This is a genomic window from Massilia sp. UMI-21 (assembly GCA_015277795.1).
GTDB lineage: Bacteria > Pseudomonadota > Gammaproteobacteria > Burkholderiales > Burkholderiaceae_D > Telluria.
Window position 1 is genome coordinate 1,274,091 of the sequence record CP063848.1, and the last position, 13,778, is coordinate 1,287,868.

The 13,778-nt window shown below is 67.4% G+C and carries 13 protein-coding genes; 9 read left to right on the plus strand and 4 right to left on the minus strand.

Annotation, left to right across the window (positions count from 1 at the left end):
• Positions 1 to 97 precede the first annotated feature (97 nt).
• From IM543_05675 to IM543_05690, 4 genes are all read left to right on the plus strand, one after another.
• Complete coding sequence (locus IM543_05675) at positions 98 to 1,144, plus strand: DUF475 domain-containing protein (protein QOY95353.1); 1,047 nt, start codon at positions 98 to 100, stop codon at positions 1,142 to 1,144.
• A gap of 217 nt (positions 1,145 to 1,361) precedes the next feature.
• Positions 1,362 to 1,937 carry a TerD family protein gene (locus IM543_05680; protein QOY95354.1) on the plus strand — a complete coding sequence of 192 codons (576 nt, stop codon included), beginning with the start codon at positions 1,362 to 1,364 and terminating at the stop codon, positions 1,935 to 1,937.
• Between the two features lie 59 nt (positions 1,938 to 1,996).
• Positions 1,997 to 2,692, plus strand: a complete 696-nt coding sequence (locus tag IM543_05685; GenBank protein ID QOY95355.1) for a TIGR00266 family protein — start codon at positions 1,997 to 1,999, stop codon at positions 2,690 to 2,692.
• A gap of 26 nt (positions 2,693 to 2,718) precedes the next feature.
• On the plus strand, positions 2,719 to 3,303 hold the full coding sequence (locus IM543_05690; GenBank protein QOY95356.1) for a TerD family protein: 585 nt from the start codon (positions 2,719 to 2,721) through the stop codon (positions 3,301 to 3,303).
• Positions 3,304 to 3,361: 58 nt separating this feature from the next.
• Here the strand turns inward: IM543_05690 and IM543_05695 are convergent, their stop codons facing one another.
• The gene (locus IM543_05695) at positions 3,362 to 5,272 is read right to left on the minus strand and encodes a PAS domain S-box protein (GenBank protein QOY95357.1); all 1,911 of its coding nucleotides are present in this window, start codon (positions 5,270 to 5,272) and stop codon (positions 3,362 to 3,364) included.
• 198 nt (positions 5,273 to 5,470) lie between these two features.
• On the opposite strand from IM543_05695, the gene IM543_05700 reads away from it, so the two are divergent.
• From IM543_05700 to IM543_05710, 3 genes are read left to right on the plus strand one after another with little or no spacing between them, the layout of a single operon-like run.
• Positions 5,471 to 5,869 (plus strand): GntR family transcriptional regulator, encoded by a 399-nt coding sequence (locus IM543_05700; protein QOY95358.1) that lies wholly within the window; start codon positions 5,471 to 5,473, stop codon positions 5,867 to 5,869.
• Positions 5,866 to 6,615: an ABC transporter ATP-binding protein gene (locus tag IM543_05705; GenBank protein QOY95359.1), complete on the plus strand. Its 750-nt coding sequence runs from the start codon at positions 5,866 to 5,868 to the stop codon at positions 6,613 to 6,615. The genes IM543_05700 and IM543_05705 overlap by 4 nt, the downstream gene beginning before the upstream one ends.
• 8 nt (positions 6,616 to 6,623) lie before the next feature.
• Positions 6,624 to 8,075 (plus strand): hypothetical protein, encoded by a 1,452-nt coding sequence (locus IM543_05710; GenBank protein QOY95360.1) that lies wholly within the window; start codon positions 6,624 to 6,626, stop codon positions 8,073 to 8,075.
• A gap of 108 nt (positions 8,076 to 8,183) precedes the next feature.
• Here the strand turns inward: IM543_05710 and IM543_05715 are convergent, their stop codons facing one another.
• From IM543_05715 to IM543_05725, 3 genes are all read right to left on the minus strand, one after another.
• Positions 8,184 to 9,413, minus strand: coding sequence for a diguanylate cyclase (locus IM543_05715; GenBank protein QOY95361.1), 1,230 nt, complete (start codon positions 9,411 to 9,413; stop codon positions 8,184 to 8,186).
• A 156-nt stretch (positions 9,414 to 9,569) separates the two neighbouring features.
• Positions 9,570 to 11,315 carry a gamma-glutamyltransferase gene (ggt, locus tag IM543_05720; GenBank protein ID QOY95362.1) on the minus strand — a complete coding sequence of 582 codons (1,746 nt, stop codon included), beginning with the start codon at positions 11,313 to 11,315 and terminating at the stop codon, positions 9,570 to 9,572.
• 57 nt (positions 11,316 to 11,372) lie between these two features.
• Positions 11,373 to 11,837 carry a hypothetical protein gene (locus tag IM543_05725; protein ID QOY95363.1) on the minus strand — a complete coding sequence of 155 codons (465 nt, stop codon included), beginning with the start codon at positions 11,835 to 11,837 and terminating at the stop codon, positions 11,373 to 11,375.
• Between the two features lie 161 nt (positions 11,838 to 11,998).
• On the opposite strand from IM543_05725, the gene pstS reads away from it, so the two are divergent.
• Positions 11,999 to 13,033: a phosphate ABC transporter substrate-binding protein PstS gene (pstS, locus tag IM543_05730; protein ID QOY95364.1), complete on the plus strand. Its 1,035-nt coding sequence runs from the start codon at positions 11,999 to 12,001 to the stop codon at positions 13,031 to 13,033.
• A 120-nt stretch (positions 13,034 to 13,153) separates the two neighbouring features.
• Positions 13,154 to 13,771 (plus strand): response regulator transcription factor, encoded by a 618-nt coding sequence (locus IM543_05735; GenBank protein ID QOY95365.1) that lies wholly within the window; start codon positions 13,154 to 13,156, stop codon positions 13,769 to 13,771.
• Positions 13,772 to 13,778: the final 7 nt, after the last annotated feature.

The window sequence follows — 13,778 nt, forward strand, 5'->3', positions numbered from 1 at the left end:
CGCTTTTTCAAGGCGGGCGCAAGCCCCATACTGCGTCTGTCGATCAAACACCTCAACACCACAAACGATTACTCAACAAATAAGGGGAACGAAAAACATGAAGCACTTTACATGGTCATTCGTCGTGACCGCCGTCTGCCTTGCGCTGGCAGGCTGGTGGGGTTACGACCATGGCGGCATCGCCGGCATGATTACGGCGCTCGGCGTGACGGCCATCTTGTCGGTGATGGAAGTTTCGCTGTCCTTCGACAACGCGGTGGTGAATGCCTCGGTGCTGAAGAACTGGAACGAATTCTGGCTCAAGCTGTTCCTGGGCCTGGGCATGATCATCGCCGTGTTCGGCATGCGCCTGGTGTTCCCGCTGGTGATCGTCGCCGTGGCGGCCGACCTGGGCATTACCGAGGTCTGGAACCTGGCGCTGAGCAATCCGAAGGAATTCTCCGGCCACCTGACCGAGCACCATGCGGAAGTGGCGGCCTTCGGCGGCATGTTCCTGCTGCTGGTGTTCCTGAACTTCCTGCTGGATGACGAGAAGGAAGTGCACTGGCTGGGCAACATCGAGCGCAAGCTCGGCTCGCTCGGCAAGGTGTCCTCGATCTCGGTGCTGGTCGCCCTGGGCGCGCTGATGTTCTCGATGGGCTGGGTTGCGGAAGCGCAGAAGATGGTCGTGCTGATGGCGGGCCTGTGGGGCATCCTGGTCTATATCGGCGTGGACATGATCAGCAGTCTGCTCGAAAAGAGCGAGTCGGACGAGAGCAGCAACGTGGGCGACATGGTCAAGCGCGGCGGTATCGGCGGTTTCCTGTACCTCGAAGTGCTGGATGCCTCGTTCAGCTTCGACGGCGTGATCGGCGCCTTCGCGATCACCCAGGACGTCGTGATCATCATGCTGGGCCTGGCGATCGGTGCGATGTTCGTGCGTTCGATGACGGTCTACCTTGTGCGCCAGGGCACGCTCGACGAGTACGTCTACCTGGAGCACGGCGCGCACTACGCGATCGGTATCCTGGCCGTGATCATGCTGGTCAGCATGAAGTACCACGTGCCCGAGCTGATCACCGGCCTGGCCGGCGTGGCCTTCATCGGCGCCTCGCTGTGGAGCTCGCTGCAGTACAAGAAGAAGCACGCGGCATTGCCTGCATAAGGTGTCGCGCAGGGTGGTCGGCTCCGCCGACCGCGCGTTCGACTCACGGATGCGCTGTGGTAAGGCATGATCTTGTTGGACGCGCGGTCGGGCAAGCCGACCACCCTACGACAAAGGGCGTGCGCATGTAACGAACCGCACGGCGAGTGGCAGAACACCAGCTCGCTGTGCTCATACCCCCGGTGTTCAAGCAGTACTTTTTAGGAGAGTCACAATCATGGCAATCAGTCTGCAAAAAGGCGGCAACGTCAACCTGTCGAAAGAAGCTCCTGGCCTGACCAATCTGAAGGTCGGCCTCGGTTGGGACACCCGCGCCACGGACGGCGCAGCGTTCGACCTCGACGGCGCGGTGTTCCTGCTGAATTCGCAAGGCAAGGTGCGTTCCGATGCCGATTTCATCTTCTACAACAACCTGAAGTCGGCCGACGGCTCGGTGGTCCACTCGGGCGACAACCTCACCGGCGAAGGCGAGGGCGACGACGAAAGCGTGTCGATCGACCTGTCCAAGGTGCCGGCCGACATCGACAAGGTGGTGCTGGCCGTGACCATCCACGACGCGGAAGCGCGCCGCCAGAACTTCGGCATGGTCGGCAAGGCCTTCATCCGCTGCGTCAACGCGGCCAACAACGGCGAGATCGCCCGCTACGACCTGTCGGAAGACAGCTCCACCGAAGCGGCGATGATCTTCGGCGAGGTGTATCGTAACGGCGCCGACTGGAAGTTCCGCGCCATCGGCCAGGGCTTCGCCGGCGGCCTCGGGCCCCTCGCCAAGAACTACGGCGTCAACGTTTAACCAATAGCCCTGCGGTCCGCGACCCGCGGGCCGCATCAATAAAGGGAAAGGAAGTCCAAATGCCAGTATTTACCGTGACCGGGGATGTCGATCCCTTCCTGCACGTCTCGATGCGGCGCGGCGAGACCATCTATTGCGAATCGGATGCGATGGTGATGATGGAATCGACGCTCGACCTGAAGGGCAAGATGAAGGGCGGCCTCGGCAGCGCGCTGATGCGTACCTTCGCCAACGGCGAGTCCTTCTTCCAGCAGCATATCGAGGCGACCCGCGGCGACGGCGACTGCCTGCTGTCGCCGACCCTGCCGGGCGCGATGCAGGTCATCGACTGCGGTCCCAACCACTACATCATCAGCGACGGCGCCTTTGTCGCCGCCACCTCCGGGGTCGACCTGAAGGTCCGCACCCAGAGCATCGGCAACGCCCTGTTCGCGCAGAGCGGCGGCTTCTTCGTCACCGAGACGACGGGCAGCGGCCAGGTGGTGGTGTCGGGCTTCGGCTCGATGTCGGTGCTGGAGGTCGAGCCGGGCAAGGACGCGATCATCGACAACTCGCACGTGGTGTGCTGGGACAGCGGGCTGCGCTACGAGATCTCGATCACGACCGGCCAGAGCGGTGGCTTCCTGGGCAACCTGATCAACAGCCAGACCAGCGGCGAGGGCATGGTGTTGCGCTTCTCGGGCAAAGGGAAGGTCTATGTATGTTCGCGCAACCGGATGGCATTCAAAGCCTGGATGCAAACCCCGGCGCGCTGATCGTTCAAAAATAATGGAGGAATGACATGGCAGTAAATCTGACGAAGGGCCAGAAGATCTCGCTGGACAAGGAAGCCGGCGGCGCGCTGAGCCGCGTGACGATGGGCCTGGGCTGGGACGTGGCCAAGTCGAAGGGTTTCTTCGGCTTCGGCGGCGGCGCCGGCCAGCCGGTCGACCTGGATGCATCGGTGGTGATGTTCGACGAAGCGAACCGCTCGGTTGACGTGGTCTGGTTCCGCCAGCTCAAGAGCAAGGACGGCAGCATCACCCACACCGGTGACAACCGCACCGGCGCCGGCGACGGCGACGACGAGCAGATCCAGGTCGACCTGTCGCGCGTGCCGGCCAACGTGAAGGCGCTGGTATTCACCGTGAACAGCTTCACGGGCCAGAACTTCTCGACCGTGGAAAACGCCTACTGCCGCCTGGTCAATGGCAGCAACAACCAGGAAGTGGCGCGCTTCAACCTGTCGGTACAGGGTTCGCACACGGCCCAGATCATGGCCAAGCTGTACCGCCACAACGGCGAGTGGAAGATGCATGCGATCGGCGAAAACGGCTCGGGCCGTACCTTCGACGACCTGATGCCGCTGATCACGCCGCACCTGTAAGCATCACGCGATGCGACGAAGAGCCGGGCTTGCCCGGCTCGTTTCTTTTGTAGGGTGCTCAGGCCAGCGGCAGCCAGACGGTGAAGCTGCTGCCCCGGCCCGGGCCCTCGCTGTGGGCCCGCACCTCGCCGCCGTGCAGCGTCACCATGGTGCGCACCAGCGCCAGCCCGATTCCCAGGCCGCCCTGCGAGCGGTCCGGGGTACGCTCGGCCTGGGTGAACAGGTCGAACACCTGGGGCAGCAGGCTGGCCTCGATGCCGATGCCGTCGTCCGCCACGCACAGGCGCACGCGGGCGCCGTCGCGGCTGGCCGACAGCGCGATGGCGCCGCCCTGCGGGGTGTACTTGGCGGCGTTGTTGAGCAGGTTGGCGATGACCTGCACCAGGCGCGTGCTGTCGCCGTCGACCCGCGCCTCGGCCAGGTCGGGCGCCACCTCCACCGCCAGGGTGTGCCCGCGCGCGGCGACCAGGGGCCGCGACTGCTCGACGGCGCTGGCGAGCACCGGCCCGATCCCGACCAGGGCCTTGTCCAGCTTGATCAGCCCGCGCGTCACGCGCGACACGTCGAGCAGGTCGTTCACCAGCGAGGTCATGTGCCGCACCTGGCGCGCGATCACCTCGCTCGACAGGCGGATGCGTTCGGGGCTGGCCGCGATCCGGAGCACCTGGGCGGCGGCCGCGATCGGCGCCAGCGGGTTGCGCAGTTCGTGCGCCAGCATGGCGAGGAATTCGTCCTTGCGCCGGTCCTGCTCGCGCAGCGAGCGGTACAGCCGGGCGTTGGCGAAGCCGGTGGCGGCGATCGCCGCCAGTTGCGCCAGGATCGACTCGTCCTGGGCGTCGAAGCCGCCGGCCTTGCCCGCCACCCGCAGGCAGCCGATCCGGCGGCCCTTGCGGTCGAGCAGCGGGACGGCCAGGCTGCCGGGCAGCGCTGCCCGGTCGGCCGCGGATATGCCGGCGTCGGCGTCGGCGTCGGCGTCCAGCGCCACGTCCACCTCGACCGTGCCGAGGATCGCGCGCACTTCCTGCGCCAGCGCCGCGGCGATGTCCTCGCTGGACAAGGCGGTGTGCAGGGTGCGCGCGGCGCTGGCCACGCTGGCCAGCAGGGCGGACTGGCGCTGCTCGCTGTCGAGCCGTCGTGCGAGTCCTTCGCGTTGCGTCACGCTGTCGTGGATGTCGCGGTTGGCGCCGACCCATTCGCGCACGGCGCCGTTCGCATCCAGGATCGGAATGCCCTTGACGGCGGTCCAGCGGTAGCTGCCGTCCGCGCGGCGCAGCCGGTATTCGGTCTCGTAGGCGGCATGGGTGGCGATCGAGGTGCTCCAGACCTGGCGCGCGCGCTCGCGATCCTCGGGGTGGACCGCGTCGAGCCAGCCGTAGCCGCACCATTCCTCATAGCCTTGTCCGGTAAAGGCGCGCCACGAGGGCGAATCTTCCCGGATCTGCCCATCGGCGGCGCTGGTCCAGACGATCTGCGAGGTCGCCATCGCCAGGGTCCGGAAGCGCTCCTCGCGTTCGCGCAGCGCGGTTTCCGCTTCCACGCGTTCGGTGATGTCCTCGTGCATCAGCATGACTTCGACCACCTTGCCCGCGCCGTCCTTGATCGGATGGGCGCGCGCCGTGACCCAGCGCGCCCGGCCGGTGGTCCCGATGGCGGCGGTGTCGTAGTGGATGGCGGGTATTTCGACCGACTCGCCGGCCATGGCCCGTGCGAGGAAGGCGGCGACGCCGGTGGCGACCAGCTGGGGATCGCGCAGCACATTGTAGTCGCGGCTCATCACGTAGCGTTTCAGCTCGCTGCCTTCGTGGATGTGCCAGAGCGCCTCCCAGGCCCGGTTCACCCGCAGCGTGTAGCCTTCCGGATCGAGGAGCTGGAGGCTGGCCGGCGCCTGTTCGAACAGTTCCCGGAAGCGGACCTCGGAAGGGACGTAGGGGGCGGTGCCGGCCGGGGCCGTTTCTGCGGAGGAGGACATGGCTGGTTTCTTGTCGTGACGCTGAGGCGCCGGGCGCGGCGCTGCCGCACAGCGCGGGGCCATCGGCGTGCGCATGATGTCATAGTTTTTGTTTGCAGTGGGACATACCGCCGCGGCATATTCTTGCGCAGGCCGCTTGACAGGAACGGCTGGCCGGGGATACTGTATTACTCAATTAATACACACATATACACTGCCATGGCCGTCCAGTCACCCCAGCTGTTCTCGATCACGCCCGGCGCGACCGAACCGATCTACCGCCAGCTCGTCGAGCAGGTGCGGCGGCTGGTCGCCGGCGGCCAGATGGCGGCGGGCGACGAGCTGCCCTCGGTGCGCGAAGTGGCCCAGGCGCTCGCCGTGAACCCCATGACCGTGTCCAAGGCCTACAGCCTGCTCGAAGCCGAAGGGCTGCTGGCGCGCCGGCGCGGACTCGGGATGCTGGTGGCCGAGCGCCCACGCAGCGCGCGCAGCCAGGCCGAGCGCACGGCGCTGCTGCGCCCGACATTGGCGCGCGCCGCGCGCGAGGCGCGCGAGCTCGAACTCGACCCCGACACCGTCCTTTCCCTTTTCACCCAACTCCTGAAGGAAGCATCGTGACAGCACCCCTCATCCAGTTGCGCGGCGTGGCCAAGCATTTCGGCAGCGCCATCGTCCTGAACGGCCTCGATTGGGAAGTCGGGCAGGGCCAGGTCATTGGCCTGCTGGGCCGCAACGGTGCCGGCAAGTCGACGCTCATGGAATGCCTGCTCGGCCTGCGCGAGCTCGATGCCGGCAGCGCCAGGCTGTTCGGCGAAGACGTGGCGGCGCTGTCCGATACCACCCGTGCCCGGATCGGCTACGTGCCGCAAAAGCCCGGTCTGTTCGAGTGGATGACGCCGGTGCAGATGCTGGACTATTTCAAGGCCATGTACCCGCGCTGGAACCCGGTCAAGGTCGCCGCGCTGCTGGAGCGCTGGGGTTTCGGCCCGATCGAGCTCGGCAAGCCGATCGGGCGCCTGTCGGGCGGGCAGCAGCAGCGCCTGTCGATCATCCGCGCGCTGGCGCACGACCCGGAACTGCTGGTGCTGGACGAACCGGTATCGGCGCTGGACCCGGCCGGGCGCCGGGCCTTTCTGTCGGAGCTGGTCGACGGCGTGATCGAGCGCGGCACCACGGTAGTGTTCTCGACCCACATCCTGACCGACCTGGAACGGGTGGCGCTGGACGTGGCCTTCCTGAAGGACGGCCGCATCGCGCTGCAGGGCCAGCTCGACGCGCTGCTGGAAGGCGCGCGCGACACGGTGGACGGCCGCCGCGCCGAGCCGCTCAGCCTGGAAGACTTGTTCATCGAGGTGACCGGATGAGTAGGCAAATGAGTACGCCAATGCGTGCGCCAATAGGTAGGCTCATCAGTGCGCGCCTGCGCGATTACCGGATGCTGTGGCGCGCCGCGGTGACGAACACGGATCCGCGCATGTCGGCCATCACCCGCTGGGGGACCTCGACCCTGGTGCTCCTGGTTGGCGTGGCCATGGCCTATGTCGAAGGCCCGCGCGCAGCCTTGGCCTGGTTCTGGTGCGCAGCCTCCGGCTTCCTGTTGCTGACCTGGGCCTGGCGCTTCCTGCCGGGCGCGGTGAAGCTGGCTGCACCGGCCAATGCCAAGCTGGTGCCGCACCTGCGCCGCCGCCTGATCGAACTGTCCTGCCTCGTGTGCTACGTCGGCATTGCCGGCATCGCCAGCGCGCCCTTCAGCGGTACGAGCGGACTGGGCGCGTGGCTGTTGTGGATCGTGGTGTTCATGGCAGGAACCGGCCTGGGCGTGGCAGGCCACCGCGCGGGCAGCGCGATCGTCATGACGGCGACTTTCAGCACGCTGTTCGTGAGCCAGGTGCCGGCCGCGCTGACCGACCTGCTGTCTCATCCGCTGGCGGTCGTGCTGTCGCTGCCCATCTACGCCGTGATCATCTACCTGGCAGTGTGCGCCATGTTCCCGCAAGCGGGCGAGCGCCACTGGGCGATGCTGGCGCGCCGTGCACGCTGGGTCACCGCGGCCGGCAAGGCCGATCCGCTGGTCGAACAACTGGCCGGCAAGGAAGCCCGCGGCTGGTATGCCGCTTCCTTGCGCCGCGACAGCGCCCGGCGCGACGGCCGGCGCCTGTTGGTGCATGCACTCGGGCCCGCGCACCACCTGGGCGAGGTGATGGTCTTGCAGGGCTTCATGACGGCTGTCGTGCTGGCACTGGTCTTCGTCACGGCCTGGCGTCGCGATTTCCGTCTGGTGTCCGATTTCGGCTGGCTGTTCGCCTGCATGCTGCTGCTGGTGCCGCTGGTCTACTGCGTGCGGCTCGGCCAGTTGTCCAGCGGCCTCGCCGCCGAGCAGTCCCTGGTACGCCTGGCGCCCGCGATGCCCGCTTCGGCAGCGGCCTTCAACCTCGTGCTCGGCCGCTCCCTGCTGCTGAAAACCCTGACGGTCTGGGGGCTGGCTGCCGGCGCCGCCCTGCTGCTGGCGGCGCTCGGCGGGGCAGGCGCGCAGGCGCTGCTGCGCCTGGCCTGCCTGTCCTGCATGGTGCTGCCGATCGTGGCCACGCCGCTGCGCAACCATGCCGGCGGCGCTGGCAGCGCCGCCTCCGCCGCCGTGATACTGCTGCTGGTGCCGACCGTCGAGGGCCTGGTCCTCGGCGCGGCGCTGAAGGGTCTCGCTGACCTCCCGGTCCTGCCGGTAGCGGCGCTGTTGAGCATCGGCTACACCATCTACGCCGTCGTGCGCGGCCTGCGCACGATGCGCCGCTCGCCCTGCGCCTTCCCGGCAGGGCGGATCGACTGAGGGAGGCCAGGCCCGGCTCAGCGCACCGCGTTCGCCTCTTGCGGCAGGGCGCCAGCCGGTGTTGTACAGGACGCCGATCAGGCGTCCGCCCCCGCTAACTGAACGGCATTATCCCGCGGTGGGGGTGATGCACGGTGCAGGCTGGCCGAGGCTGCCGGCCTGCGGATCGGGCGGCGTCAGCTCGATGTGCGCGAAGCACAGCCTGCCGCGGCCGCCGTGCTTGGCGGCATAGAGCGCGTCGTCGGCGGCCTGCATCAGGCCTTCCAGGTCGGCGCCGTTGCGCGGGAAGCTCGCGACCCCGATGCTGGTCCCGACGCTGATCTCCGCCAGCGTCGGGTGCAGCGGCGGATGCAGGCAATCGATGAGGCGCAGGCCGATGCCGGCAATGTCGTGGCGCGAGAACTCGCCTTCCACCAGGACCACGAATTCGTCGCCGCCCAGGCGCGCCAGCAGTTCGCCGCCGCGCAGCACTGCCTGGAAGCGGCGGCCCGCTTCCCTGAGCACTTCGTCGCCGAGCGCATGCCCGTGGGCGTCGTTGACCTCCTTGAAACGGTCCAGGTCGAGGGCAAGCAGGGTGAACGGCTTGCCGCTGCGCCGGCTGCGGGCGACCAGGCGGCGCGCGCAGCGCTCGAAGAAGCGTCGGTTGGGCAGGCCGGTGAGGGCATCGTGCGAGGCTTCCAGCGCCAGGCGCCTGGCCAGTTCGTTGTTGCGGCGGGCGGCGGCGCACAGCGAGCGCCACGCGTGGACCGCCATTGCGACCACGGTCGAGAGCATCAGCGCCAGGATCGCGGCGCTGCGCAGCAGGCGGTCGTTGAAGCCCTGCATGATCCCCTCGCGCAGCACGCGCAGGCGTTCCACCTCTTCCTGGATGAGCCGGCGCGCTTCGCGCATCTTCTGCTGGCCGAAGCCTTCGCGCACGATGTTCGCGGCAGCGGCGCCGTCGCCGCGCTTTTTCATCTGCACCGTCCGATCGAGTTCGTCCAGCTTGCTGTCGGCGATGTGGGCGAGATTGCGGATAGTGGCCAGGAAGCGCTGGTCCCCGTAGCCCGACTGCTCGGCCTGCAGCAGGCTGGCCGGGGCCCCGTTGCGCCCGACCAGGTAGGGCTCGAGGTAGCCAGGTTCACCGGTCAGCAGGTAGCCGCGCTGGCCGGTTTCGGCATTCAGCAGGTGCGTCATGACATTGCGGAGCTGGATGCAGGCCGTGTCGTTTTGCCGGAGCAGGACCATCGCCTGGCGCAGTTCGACCACTTCGCGGACGAAAAAGACGCTCATTGCCGCGATGAGGGCGAGCGCAAGAACCAGGGAGGTGGCGCTGCGGCGGATGGGCAGGGCTGGCACGACGTAGGGCGTGGGCATAACGATAGGCGGCAGTACTGATTACCGTATGTTATCCCATTGTAAGATCATTCCTACGAGAACTTGTATTTCAACCACGAAAGATTTTGAACATGTAACACTTGCCCAACAGCGAAGCCGCAGCGACGGCGTTCCGGTTCAGTGGCCGCGACGCTGCACCAGTGCCGTGCCGACGCCGTGGCGCCTGCCTTCGCTGACGGCGGTCACGGTGCCGTCCGGGTTGAACACCAGCGCGTTCGCGGCGCCGATCTCTTCGGGCCCCGCTTCCCAGCGGTGGCCAAAGCGCTCCAGCGCGCGCGCCTGGTCGCTGCCGGCGAAGCCCGGTTCGATCGCGCTGGCGTCGCCGTTGCGCTCGGAGATGCGCGGCGCATCGACGGCCTGGTCCATCGGCATGCCGAGGTCGACGTAGTTGACGATGGTCTGCAGCACCGTCGTGATGATGGTGGAGCCGCCCGGGCTGCCGATGGTGAAGGCCGGCTTGCCGTTCCTGAGCGCGATGGTCGGCGCCATGCTCGAGCGCGGGCGCTTGCCGGCTTCGGGCACGTTCGGGTGCGGGCCGCTGAAGTCGAAGTCGGTCAGCTCGTTGTTCAGCAGGAAGCCGTAGCCCGGCACCACGATGCCGCTGCCGCCCCAGGATTCGATGGTGAAGGTATACGACACCACGTTGCCCTCCTTGTCCGAGACGGTCAGGTGGGTGGTGTGGGCGTTCTCGAGCTGCAGGCGTGCCGATTGCGGGCGCAGCGGCACGCTCTGGTCGTTCTGGTAGCCATAGGGGTCGCCGGCGGCAGCCTTGCGGGCGGCCGCCGGCGTGATGGCTTTCCTGCGCTGGGCGGCATAGCCCTTCGACAGCAGGCCGGCCACCGGCGCGTCGATGTATTCGGGATCGGCCAGGTAGGCGTTGCGGTCGGCGAAGGCCAGGCGGCTGGCTTCGATGTACAGGTGCTCGGCGCGGGCGCGCGGCATTTGCTTCAGGTCGTAGCCTTCGAGGATGTTGAGCGCCTCGGCGACGGTCGCGCCGCCGCTGCTGGGCAGCGGCATGCCATAGATCTCGTAGCCGCGGTAGGTGGTGCGCAGCGGCTGGCGGATGCGCGCCTCGTAGTTGGCCAGGTCGGCCATGCTCATGCGCCCGGCGCGCGCGCGCTTGCCGGGGGCGAAGGGTGGCTGGTTGACGGCATCGACGATGGCGCGCGCGATCGGCCCTTCATAAAAGGCCTTGACGCCGCCTTGTGCGATTTCGCGGTAGGCCTTGGCCATGTCCGGGTTGCGGATCAACGTGCCTGGCTGCAAGGCCTTGCCCTTGTGCAGGTAGAGCGCACTGGTCGGCGCGTATAGCTGAAATTTTCTTTCATTTTTTGCCGTTAAATGACTGAATATTTCAGTCACCCGATAGCCCTTGTCGGCCACGGCGATCGCCGGCGCCAGCACCTGCTTGAAGCGCATGCTGCCGTAGCGCTCCAGCGCCTCGTGCCAGCCGCGCACGGTGCCGGGCACCCCGACCGAGGCGCCGCTCGCCACCGCCCCTTCGAAGTCGACCGGCTTGCCGTTCTCGAGAAAAGCGGCGGGGGTAAAACTGGCGGGCGCGGTCTCGCGGTGGTCGATGGTGATGACGCGCTTGTCCTTGGCCAGGTAGATCACCATGAAGCCGCCGCCGCCGATGCCGCAGCTGAACGGATCGGTCACGCCCAGCGTTGCCGCGGCGGCCACCGCCGCGTCGATGGCGTTGCCGCCCTGGTCGAGGATATGGATGGCCGATTGCGACGCCTGTTCGCTGATGGTGGCGACCGCGCCGCCGGTGCCGGTGGCCACCGGGGTCTTCGCGAGCGCCAGCGGCGCGTGCAGGACGATGGACAGGGTCAGCCCGCAGGCGAGCAGGGTCGTTTTCATGCGTTCCTTCCGGGACGGGCGCTGGACGGGCGCTTGAATGGGCGCTTGAATGGGTGCCTATTGCGCGTAGATGTTGAAGGTCACCGGATACGACACCGGCGCCGCATGTGCCCCGCCTGCCGCCATGCCGCGCGGCGGCAGCGGCGTCAGGTGGTCGAGTTCGATGCGCGAGCCGCGCAGCGCCGGCGACATGTAGCCCGGCTGCCCCTTCACCAGATAAAAGGCCTGGGCCACGCTGCCGATGCGCATCGTGAAGCGGTAGGCCAGGTGTCCGGGCCAGATGCAGCGCGCATTGTCCGGGCAGCGGCTGTCCTGGGCGCCTTCGTAGGTGACGCTCAGACGCTCGGCCAGCGGCAGCACCTGGCCTTCGGTCATGGTGTAGCGCGCTTCGGGCAGGCGGTCCTGGGTGGCGCAGCCGCCGACGAGGGTGGCCAGCGCGACGCCGGCGCAGCCGAGGGTGAAGACACGGAGCAGGGAGTGCATGCGATGTCCATCGGGTTGATTTTTTGGAATCTCCATCATAGCAAAGCTGCCGTCTCACGGTCGCGCACGCGGTGCGCGCCGCCGTCGCGCCCTGATCGAGATCGGCCAGGAACCGTCACATTGCCGTCACATTCGCGGACTAGACTTTGCCGCGTGGTCCAAAACACAACCCATCAATCTGGAATAGGAATAAGAAGCCCATGTTCAAGAAGATCCTCGCCGTTGCCGCCACCACTGCCGTGCTCGCGATGTCGGCCGCCCATGCCGCCGACATGACCGGCGCCGGCGCGACCTTCCCGTACCCGATCTATGCCAAGTGGGCCGAGTCGTACAAGGCAGCCACCGGCAACGGCCTCAACTACCAGTCGGTGGGTTCGGGCGCCGGCATCAAGCAGATCAAGGCCAGGACCGTCGATTTCGGCGCCTCGGACATGCCGCTGAAAGCCGACGACCTGGACGAAGCCGGCCTGATGCAATTCCCGGCCATCATGGGCGGCGTGGTCGCCGTGGTCAACGTCGAGGGCCTCCAGCCGGGCCAGCTGAAGCTGACCGGTCCGGTCCTGGCCGACATCTACCTGGGCAAGATCGCCAAGTGGAACGCGCCGGCGATCGCCGCCCTGAATCCGGGCGTGAAGCTGCCGGACGCCGACATCACCGTGGTGCACCGCGCCGACAGCTCGGGTACCTCGTTCCTGTTCACCGACTACCTGTCGAAGACCAGCCCCGACTGGAAGGACAAGGTCGGCGCCGGCACCAGCGTGAAGTGGGCGGTCGGCGTGGGCGGCAAGGGCAACGAAGGCGTGGCCGCCAACGTGCAGCGCATCAAGGGCGCGATCGGCTACGTCGAGTGGGCCTACGCCAAGAAGAACAAGCTGGCGCACACCCAGCTGAAGAACAAGGACGGCAACTTCCTGCAGCCGGACGACGAGGCCTTCAAGGCCGCGGCAGCAGGCGCCGAGTGGACCAAGGCCCCGGGCTTCGGCGTGGTGCTGACCGACCAGGCCGGCAAGCAGAGCTGGCCGATCACCGGCGTCTCGTACATCCTGATGCACAAGACCCAGGCGGACGCAGCCAAAGGCCAGGAAGTGCTGAAGTTCTTCGACTGGGCCTTCAAGAACGGCGCCCCGGCTGCCGCCGAGCTGGACTACGTGCCGATGCCGGCCTCGGTGGTCAAGCTGGTGCAGGCCAACTGGAAGGCCAATCTGAAGGATGCATCGGGCAAGGCGGTTTACTGATCCCCGGGATGGGCGGCTCCCGCTTGGATGAACCGCCCACCTGTTCCGATACCGTTTGAACGCGTGGGCGGGGGAAACAGTCCACTGGACTGTTTCCCCCGCCCAGCCTACAGGTCAACCATGAACACGGCCAACACCATCGTCCTGGTGGTCGACGACAAGCCGGCCATTGCCGAGCTGCTCAAGTTTTCGCTGCACGAAGACCAGTGGATCTGGCACAGCGTGCCGAGCCTGGCGCAGGCCTGGGATTTCATCGGGCGCGAGCGCCCCGCACTGCTGCTGCAGGCATCGATGCTGCGCCAGGAAGGCGGCATGCGCCTGCTGGCGCGCCTGCGCGGCGGGCCGGTGATCCTGCTGGCGGCCGAGTGCGGCGACGGCGAACGCAGGTTGCCGCCGGCCCCCGGATTCATTCCCCAGCCGCCGCCGGAAGAAGCGCCGGACGAGCGCCTGCTGCGCTCCGGCCGCCTGGTGCTGGACCCGCTCAGCTGCAGCGTCCGCGTCGGCAGCCACAAGGTCGAGGTGCGCCACGTCGAATACCGGCTGCTGCGCTTCCTGCTGTGCCACCCGGGCCAGGTGTTTACGCGCGCCCAGCTGCTCGAGCAGCTGTGGGAGGCGCACGACAGCCTCGACCAGCGCACCGTGGACGTCCACGTGCTGCGCCTGCGCAAGGCGCTGGGGCGCGCCAAGTCGCTGATCAAGACCGTGCGCGGGGCCGGTTACATGCTGTCGCCGGCGTGAACGGCCA